Consider the following 6,996-nt stretch of genomic DNA (forward strand, 5'->3'; position numbering starts at 1 on the left):
CGATCTCGGAGATGGTGCGATGGGGATTCCTATCATCAGCAGCATGGAAGGAGGCGGCATGGCGCATATCATGCCGATCTGCCCCATTTCGCCCGACATTTCGCGACGGTAGCCCTCAGGGCCGGACAGCATTCCATCCTTAAGGAATAATTAAGAAACCCTGCTCAACCCTATAAAAATATTCAATAATTTTTCAATATTTTTGAATCCTGCAATGTACCCGCAATTCTCACCGGCAAAATGACCAGCATCTCCTGACGTTGATCCGCTCCCAAGACGGACAGCACCGGAGAACAACAGGAACCGATGTCCGGTTCTCCAACGCAAACAGAGACCTTGCGAGCGCCCAGGGATGGTGCACGGGTTTCGTATGGAGTTAGCAATGTCGCTCAGCGCAAAATCTATTCTGTTCGCGGCTCTGGCCATGACGGCCGCGTCCAACGCTTCCGCAGCCGATCTCACTACCTATCAGGCCCCGGATGCCGGCTATGACCGGCCGCCGGCTTTCCAGTGGAGCGGCGCCTATTTCGGCGCCCATGGCGGTATCGCCTCGCCGAAATTCAACCCTTTCGCCAGCGGCAAGGGCCTGACCGGTGGCGTGCAAGCCGGCTACAATTTCCAGGTAGGACCAGGCATCGTCGGCGCCGAGCTGGAGGGCTCATACCTCGGAAACAACGAGATACGCGTACCAAACGGCAGGGTGGAAGAGCGCTTCCGGGGTGCTGCCAAGGCGAAGGCCGGCCTAACCTTCGATCGCACGCTCGTCTATGGCACGGCGGGTCTGACGATGACGAAGTTCGAAGGCGGCAGGGGCGTTTCCACCTCCGGCGGCTGGAAGCAGGGCTATCTCGTCGGCGGTGGCATCGAACAGGGCTTCGGCGGCGGGCTGTCGGCCAAGATCGAATACAACTACGTCATGACCAACGACGTCTCCACGACGACATCGAGCGGTAAGTCGAAGACCGATCTGCGTGACCATGTCATCAAGGCCGGCCTGAACTATCGCTTCTGATCGCCGATTTGCAGAGGTCGGCACGCCTTTTCAAGCCAGGACGTGCCCGACGGAGAGCGGCGGAGGATGGTTGATCAAACCCCGAATCGGTCCCTTCGCCGCTCTTATTCATGAAAATCAGCCGCTTCATTCGCACGCAATCGAACCAGCCATAGTCACTGCGTCTCGCATGATCGGCGGCCTTGCCGTTGCTCGAAAGTTGACCAACAATGCTGGTGAAGAAGCACAGCGGAACGATGACCGCTCCGCCGAAGGATCGGCAGTATGAGAAACCGAGCCCCCTGGTTCCATGTCAAAGCATACGGCTACGGAGCCGGCCTGCCTTGCCGTTGGCAGGGTTGGATCGCGCTTGTTATCTATGCGCTGGTGCTGATGGCCATTATCTTCGTCGGTGGACCTCATGCGGATAGTCATCCAATCGGCTATGCCGCGGCAGTCATCTTCCCGACTGCATTGCTGATTTCCGTTGCCTGGTGGAAAAGCGATGCCCCATGGCGTTGGCGATGGGGCAAAATTGACAAACCAGGCCGGGATTGAGTTGACCCCTTGCGAGCAGCGGAATCATCCGACTTCCACAAGGCAGCCAGAGGGGTTTATTCGCATTCGAGCGAAGGTTGGCGAAAACTCGTCACATACCAATCGGAACCGGGACCTCGGGTATAGAAGGTGTAGAAACATTCCGTATGCTCGACATAGCCCGGCGTTTCGGTGACTTCATAACGCTTGCCGCGGCGCGTATCCCGGATTTCGCCGCTGGATTGGCCTGGCACCACCTGCGTCTTCTCCTTGCGCCACTGATAGGCACGCGCACCCGGCCCCAGATCATAGACATTATCCGGCGGACCGTAATCCAGCATCACGCTGCTGATCGGCGCGCCGATATAGCTCTTCATGATCTGCGAGGCACAGGCCGACAGGATCAGCAGGACTGCAAGCGCAGCAATCCCGTGAGGGAGCCGCTTCATGCGAATGGCAATCATAGGAACGTCCTTTGCAGCTAAAGGGAGATCGCGGACAGGGGTACGGCTCATGGGTTACGGCAGCATTGCGCTTTGCCGCATCAGCCGCTTTTTTGTCGTGCGCCCAAGGATTTGGCGGATGCCTTCCTTGCGGAAAGGCTGCGCCAGTTGGCCGAGAAAGCTTTTCGACGGTCGATCAGGATGGAAATAGGTGCCGAACAGCCGCTTTAATATCAGTCATTCTCTTCACCGTCTGTTCTTCTGCTGCTCTTGGAACGCGGCGTGTAAAATCTGAGAATAGATTCTTTTTCTCGACTTGAATTCAATCGCTGGATGCGGAATGTTACATTCCTACAGCATTTCATAGCTTTAAATACTTAGTGCCGCCGCGTTATTCACCTTCCCACCATTTCAAGGGATTCGTTATGCGTGCATTGATATTCCTGATGCATATTCCCTTACTGGTAACTTCTTGTGCCGGATTACAGGTCAAGCGCGTTACGTCGCGCGACCAATCTGGTATCCGCTACTGACGGCCCGCACCGTATCTGGCCCTTGTTGAAACCAAGACCGACAAGACCGTAATCTGCGACGTGAAGGCATTCTATTTGCCCGACAAGACCGAGGAATACGCGATCACGATCTCAGCGGGCATGGGCGCGATCAAAGCCACCCCTACCCTCACCGATGGCTGGAACCTAACCAGCCTTAGCACCGACGTTGACAGCAAGACGAACGAGAACATCACCGCCATTACAGGCTTGCTCAAGGAAGCGGCCGGGATAGCTAGTCCAAAACATGACTTTGCTCCACATCCATCAGCCCCGACAAAATGCGAGGGCATTTTCAGGTGGAGTATGACCAATCCGGCAACTTCAAGGGTTTCAAAAGATACCGTTGGCCATCAATTGACGCGACCGGAGAGCGAATATGAGCTTGCAAGGGCACGTCGATGCTATCAAGCGGCACATGCGCAAGGCGGAACAGGCCGACAACCGACAAGACCACGACAGGGAATTGCATCACGCCCGGATCGCCAATCGCAACCTTTGTAGGGAATGCGAGGCAAAAACGGAAAAACAAGTCCAGCGGGATAGCCGTGAAGCTTACAGCATCTGGAAATATGGCGTTCCCGGTCTCTAGCTGGTGCCGGTAGCGGGACTCGAACCCACACTCATAACGCAGCGGATTTTAAGTCCACCGCGTCTACCAATTTCGCCATACCGGCACAGGATCAAGCTACCACAGGAAAGCTCCGCGTGACCAATCTTTGATATCGCATTGCATGCGGAGTGACTGGCAGCGTCAGTATTTGGGCACAAAGACAATCCAAACCAGAGCCCTTATGGCGTCGTGTAAGAACGGAAGCGAACCTCGGCACGATCCGTTTTCATCGAGGAACATTGTAGAATCCTACAATTGACCGCGAACTCATACTTTGCGAGTAGCGAGAGGGCCGGAATGCCGATGATATCCGCCGCGATGGCCACGTAAGGCCTCGGAAAACACGAGGAGACGACGCATGTCTCAAGACAAGTCATTCACCTTCTACACCTATTCGCGCGCCAATAGTGACGAAGATCGATGGAAGCACACTGGCATTCCGGATATCTTCTTTCACGATGAAGAGGAAGCGCGCGAGGCGCTTCACGAGCTGCGCCGCGACGTTATGAGCGATTACGCGGATGACTGGTGGCCGATGCAACTGGAGAAGATCGAAACGCTGCCCATCTCACGGGACAGCATCTTTGCACTGCTGAACGATGGTGTCGGCGCCTTCGTGAAGAGCTATGAGATCATCGACATTATTGACTGATTTGGCGCTTCGCTCCCCCCCAAAGGCAAGGGGCGGTTCCCGAGGCTGCGCACTGCGTTTGCGCGCTTGCCGCGTGGCCCCTTGCCGTTGCTTCCCCCAGACATCGCCGGTCAGGCAGGGGTGCAGGAGGATTCTTGCACCTGTCTTTCTGATTTCGACTTTTTCCAACGATTGGTTAAAGTGTAGTGATGAAAGAGGCTCTATTTCCAAGTGTAATTACCCACACCTATGATCCGGGTAGTCCCTTTCGAACATTTGCGACTTGGCGCCGGATGAGGCGGAGGCGGTTTTGGACCGCATTCGGCAAGCCGGCGTGCGAAAGATCAAGCCGACATATCTTGCACGGCGCTGCGAAACCGAAGAATGGCTTATCCGGGAACGCCGCCGTCTCTTAGGTAATGCTCGACGCGAACGGCCGGTCTACTGCTTCCTTGGCAATTTCGACGACGGCCTCGATCTCACACGGCCAAACGCGCTTGTCATGCCACTTGTCGCTTTTCCGGCTGAGGTGCTCACCTTCACCTATCCGGATAGTATGGCAAGCCTTCCTTATGTAATCCGGGAAGATCTTACCGCCGACCGACGTCCATGCCATGGGCGCGTATTCACTTTTGAAGAGGATAAAACCATCGTGAAGGAACACGGGATGCCGGGCCCAACTGAGCGCTTTATCGAAGTACAGGTTTGGGACGAGCGACCAATCTTGGAATTCCGGTCATCAAGGGTGTCCTGAATCGCTTCGGTAGCGAGCCGTTTACTCTGTGGTGGGATCAAAGTTACGTGTCTGCCTGGCTTCGACATGCCGGACAGGCCGACGATGCGCTTTTCCGCCTTTACACAAGCATCCTCGTACTGGACCTCATGGGCGAATATGGCCATATCTCAAACGGGAACGAGACTCAATCGACACCAGCAGGAGAAGCAGCGCTACGGCTTGCGCTCGAACATAATCTGAAGCTGGCACGGTTGTGAGCGTTTGAGCGGGCGCGCTTCATTTCAAACAGAAGTTTCCGCAATCCGAAAGGCGGCTACAGCTCCAGAGGCCACCGTTGATGAGCGTGCATGACGGTCAGAATCTCGATGTCCTGGCCGACCCGGTAGGGAATGATATAGGGAATATCCGCTAGCACCACTTCACGCGTGCCCTTGATACGACCGGCACGCCCCGTCGCCGGAAACTCCGCCAGCATATCAACAGCCGACACAATGCGCGCGACAACACGCGCAGCAGCGCCCGGATCGTCTTTCTGGATATACTCGCCAATCTGATCAAGCCGCCGCAACGCTCGCAGCGTCCAGCGGATGCGTTTCCGACTCATGATTGACGGGCTGACTTCACGTACTTGCCGACAACCTTCGCCACATCATCATCACTGGCAAATTCGCCCCGGTTGGCTTCGGCCAACCCGGCCTCAATCTCTGCGAGCTGCCACTCCTCGCGAGCGACATAGTCCTCAATCGCCTGAGCGGCCATATACGAGCGGGAGCGGTCGAGCTTTTCCGCGATCTGGTCAAGCTTGCTGGCGGTCTCATCTGAGACGCGAACGGTGAACGCTGTCATGGCACCTAACTTTCCTTGGTTCACTATAATTATTGGTGAACCAATGCGGTTCGTCAAGGTTCTGCTAATGTGAAGGCTTTCAATTGATAATAGATTCCGATCATGGGATTTCTGACCCGGTGACCGGATAGGGACTTTTCTCTCTTTAAGGCCCGCCAAGCGGGCTGACAAATCGGCAAGCGATTTGTGACGACACCCGTTCGGGTGTCTTTACCAAACCTTGCGGACCCGGCATTCGTGATGGGGCGGCGGTCCCGCCGTCCTAGGCACCTTCCGTCCGCGACTGCCACGCTTGGGCTTCGGGAATTGATGAACGCGGTATCAAGCGAGGTCTTGATGTGGGCCGCGTAGAATTTTTCAATCATTTCGACGCTGGTGCGGCAATTTTTGGCAATCGCATAAACATCAGCACCTTCCATGAGACGCAGGCAGATATAGGTATGACGTAGGCTGTAAGCTGTTCGCGGCTTGCCGTCCCGGTCCAACTTAAGGTTCTGCGCTTCAAGAAGATTATTGAACATCTTGAGATAATTGCCGGGGAACAGCAGATCGGTCGGTTGCGGAGCCTTAACGACGATCTCGCCGCCCTCTTTATCCTTCCCGCGAACCGGCTTTAGCCGGTCGCGCAAGCGCTCATAGGGCTTCACCGCACCCGGCATAGATTTGCACCAACCGATCCCGCGCTTGCCGCGCACCTCGATTTCAAGAATGCGTTCACGGCTATCGGGATCTTCGACAATGGTCACGTCGCGATGCTGGAGCTGCTTGGCCTCATCCGGGCGCAAGCCCGTGTTACCCATGAACAGGACGAACTCATGCAACTGCTCGGCTTCCCAACGGAAGTGCGGGTTCTTCGGCTCCTGGCATTCTGGCGCGTAGCCTCGTAAAGCTGCTTGTATTCGACCGGGCTGAACCAAGGCCGGTGCGTAATTTTGCCCTGTGTCTTGTAAGGCGGCGACAGATCAGGAAGATGGGTGAGCCACTTGTGGCGGATCGCCGTTTTCAGGACCTGGCGCAACGTGCCGACTTCGTCGTGAAGCGTGCTGCGAGCCGGAGGCTTGCCAGTCACCGATCCCGAGATCCGGTGCACGCGGTAGTCTTGAACGGTCCCGGCATTGATCTCGGAAAGCCCCATCTTGCCGAAGAACGGGACGAGGTGCAGCCGCAGGCGGATACCGTGGCCCTCGATCCATTTGGGGCTTCGCTGGCCTTCGGTGATCACACCATATTCCTGCTCAAACTTCTTGGCAGCCTCGGCGAAGGTGGTCTCCGATTTCAGGATGCCCGCCGCTGACTTGCCGCGCAGGCCGAGATACCAGTCTTCGGCAAATGCCTTCGCCTGCTAAAGCCCCGTTTCCTTGGTGCTGGTGCGATACTGGCGGCCCTTTACGGAGGCCGAGCAATGCCACGTCAGCCCCCCGCGCCGGTAGACGTTGACCTTTCCTCCGAGGATTTCGTGGCTCGCCATAAGGGCCCCCGTCGATCACATGGGAGGCCGACAAAGTATTGATAGTCTTTGTAAATATTGGTTGCGGGGGCAGGATTTGAACCTGCGGCCTTCAGGTTATGAGCCTGACGAGCTACCGGGCTGCTCCACCCCGCGCCAGCGCAAACCGCTGCGCGGTTTGTCGCGTCCACGTAAACCGCG

The 6,996-nt window shown here is 56.3% G+C and carries 12 protein-coding genes and 2 tRNA genes; 7 read left to right on the plus strand and 7 right to left on the minus strand.

Annotated features, from left to right (window positions below):
* The first annotated feature begins 382 nt into the window (after window positions 1-382).
* A complete protein-coding gene (locus tag JJQ51_RS31440; RefSeq protein WP_113354169.1) occupies window positions 383-1,012 on the plus strand; it encodes an outer membrane protein in 630 nt (209 codons plus the stop codon).
* 264 nt (window positions 1,013-1,276) lie between these two features.
* The gene (locus JJQ51_RS31445; RefSeq protein ID WP_113354171.1) at window positions 1,277-1,549 is read left to right on the plus strand and encodes a hypothetical protein; all 273 of its coding nucleotides are present in this window, start codon (window positions 1,277-1,279) and stop codon (window positions 1,547-1,549) included.
* 56 nt (window positions 1,550-1,605) lie between these two features.
* Here the strand turns inward: JJQ51_RS31445 and JJQ51_RS31450 are convergent, their stop codons facing one another.
* A complete protein-coding gene (locus JJQ51_RS31450; RefSeq protein ID WP_371864953.1) occupies window positions 1,606-1,977 on the minus strand; it encodes a hypothetical protein in 372 nt (123 codons plus the stop codon).
* Between the two features lie 602 nt (window positions 1,978-2,579).
* Here JJQ51_RS31450 and JJQ51_RS31455 point away from each other — a divergent pair.
* Window positions 2,580-3,026: a hypothetical protein gene (locus JJQ51_RS31455; protein WP_145324237.1), complete on the plus strand. Its 447-nt coding sequence runs from the start codon at window positions 2,580-2,582 to the stop codon at window positions 3,024-3,026.
* A gap of 89 nt (window positions 3,027-3,115) precedes the next feature.
* On the opposite strand, the gene JJQ51_RS31460 is transcribed toward JJQ51_RS31455, so the two are convergent.
* Window positions 3,116-3,199 (minus strand) — tRNA-Leu (locus tag JJQ51_RS31460).
* A 294-nt stretch (window positions 3,200-3,493) separates the two neighbouring features.
* On the opposite strand from JJQ51_RS31460, the gene JJQ51_RS31465 reads away from it, so the two are divergent.
* The 3 genes from JJQ51_RS31465 (at window position 3,494) to JJQ51_RS31475 (ending at window position 4,759) form a co-directional block, all read left to right on the plus strand.
* Window positions 3,494-3,787, plus strand: a complete 294-nt coding sequence (locus JJQ51_RS31465; RefSeq protein WP_113354174.1) for a hypothetical protein — start codon at window positions 3,494-3,496, stop codon at window positions 3,785-3,787.
* A 289-nt stretch (window positions 3,788-4,076) separates the two neighbouring features.
* Entirely contained in the window at window positions 4,077-4,520 is a 444-nt protein-coding gene (locus JJQ51_RS31470; RefSeq protein WP_162748853.1) for a hypothetical protein, read from the plus strand.
* Window positions 4,521-4,567: 47 nt separating this feature from the next.
* Complete coding sequence (locus JJQ51_RS31475) at window positions 4,568-4,759, plus strand: hypothetical protein (protein ID WP_113354176.1); 192 nt, start codon at window positions 4,568-4,570, stop codon at window positions 4,757-4,759.
* A 56-nt stretch (window positions 4,760-4,815) separates the two neighbouring features.
* Here JJQ51_RS31475 and JJQ51_RS31480 read toward each other — a convergent pair whose 3' ends face one another.
* Genes JJQ51_RS31480 through JJQ51_RS31490 form a run of 3 tightly spaced genes read right to left on the minus strand, consistent with a single transcriptional unit; the run spans window position 4,816 to window position 6,169 of the window.
* On the minus strand, window positions 4,816-5,106 hold the full coding sequence (locus JJQ51_RS31480; protein WP_113354177.1) for a type II toxin-antitoxin system RelE/ParE family toxin: 291 nt from the start codon (window positions 5,104-5,106) through the stop codon (window positions 4,816-4,818).
* Entirely contained in the window at window positions 5,103-5,348 is a 246-nt protein-coding gene (locus JJQ51_RS31485; protein ID WP_113354178.1) for a CopG family ribbon-helix-helix protein, read from the minus strand. Before JJQ51_RS31485 ends, JJQ51_RS31480 begins: the two co-directional genes overlap by 4 nt.
* A gap of 53 nt (window positions 5,349-5,401) precedes the next feature.
* Complete coding sequence (locus tag JJQ51_RS31490) at window positions 5,402-6,169, minus strand: hypothetical protein (protein ID WP_269245747.1); 768 nt, start codon at window positions 6,167-6,169, stop codon at window positions 5,402-5,404.
* A gap of 164 nt (window positions 6,170-6,333) precedes the next feature.
* Here JJQ51_RS31490 and JJQ51_RS31495 point away from each other — a divergent pair, with 164 nt between their 5' ends.
* Entirely contained in the window at window positions 6,334-6,642 is a 309-nt protein-coding gene (locus tag JJQ51_RS31495; RefSeq protein WP_269245748.1) for a hypothetical protein, read from the plus strand.
* A gap of 48 nt (window positions 6,643-6,690) precedes the next feature.
* Here the strand turns inward: JJQ51_RS31495 and JJQ51_RS31500 are convergent, their stop codons facing one another.
* Window positions 6,691-6,816: a hypothetical protein gene (locus JJQ51_RS31500; protein WP_267904028.1), complete on the minus strand. Its 126-nt coding sequence runs from the start codon at window positions 6,814-6,816 to the stop codon at window positions 6,691-6,693.
* A gap of 58 nt (window positions 6,817-6,874) precedes the next feature.
* Window positions 6,875-6,951: transfer RNA gene (locus JJQ51_RS31505), tRNA-Met, on the minus strand.
* Window positions 6,952-6,996: the final 45 nt, after the last annotated feature.

Origin of the sequence: Rhizobium sp. AG207R, from assembly GCF_027109195.1 — a bacterium.
Classification (GTDB): Bacteria; Pseudomonadota; Alphaproteobacteria; order Rhizobiales; family Rhizobiaceae; genus Rhizobium; species Rhizobium dioscoreae.

Coding starts and splice junctions, on each gene's coding strand:
- JJQ51_RS31440 (WP_113354169.1), top strand. CDS start 383: ATGTCGCTCAGCGCAAAATCTATTCTGTTCGCGGCTCTGGCCATGACG.
- JJQ51_RS31445 (WP_113354171.1), top strand. CDS start 1,277: ATGAGAAACCGAGCCCCCTGGTTCCATGTCAAAGCATACGGCTACGGA.
- JJQ51_RS31450 (WP_371864953.1), bottom strand. CDS start 1,977: ATGAAGCGGCTCCCTCACGGGATTGCTGCGCTTGCAGTCCTGCTGATC.
- JJQ51_RS31465 (WP_113354174.1), top strand. CDS start 3,494: ATGTCTCAAGACAAGTCATTCACCTTCTACACCTATTCGCGCGCCAAT.
- JJQ51_RS31480 (WP_113354177.1), bottom strand. CDS start 5,106: ATGAGTCGGAAACGCATCCGCTGGACGCTGCGAGCGTTGCGGCGGCTT.
- JJQ51_RS31485 (WP_113354178.1), bottom strand. CDS start 5,348: ATGACAGCGTTCACCGTTCGCGTCTCAGATGAGACCGCCAGCAAGCTT.
- JJQ51_RS31500 (WP_267904028.1), bottom strand. CDS start 6,816: ATGGCGAGCCACGAAATCCTCGGAGGAAAGGTCAACGTCTACCGGCGC.